1 protein-coding gene is annotated in these 290 nt (G+C 57.2%); it reads right to left on the reverse strand.

The annotated features are described in order from the left end of the window. A partial coding sequence (locus tag LZP73_RS20290) for a 4Fe-4S cluster-binding domain-containing protein (protein ID WP_234236738.1) occupies nucleotides 1-290 on the reverse strand: 290 nt, incomplete at both ends.

Here is a 290-nt window from a genome sequence, read left to right on the forward strand (position 1 = left end):
GCTTTTCACTTCACCACACACGGTTAACGCCTGTGTCGGGCAGCAGTCGGTTAGCGCCGTAAAATGCTCCGGGGTTAACTTTTCCCGATGAATAAGCAAACCATTCAACGCGCGCTCAATCACTTCCGGTGCGGTCTTAGCGCACAGCTTACAGCCTTCCAGACAGAGTCGTGGGTCATACAGCAGATCCTGCGTGCGGGCGCGGCTTTCCGGGTTCTGACACCAGCGGCAGCCCAGCGAACAGCCTTTAAGAAATACGACCGTGCGGATACCGGGGCCATCATGGGTCG

Source organism: Shewanella sp. AS16, assembly GCF_021412365.1.
In the GTDB taxonomy this organism is placed as follows: domain Bacteria; phylum Pseudomonadota; class Gammaproteobacteria; order Enterobacterales; family Shewanellaceae; genus Shewanella; species Shewanella salipaludis.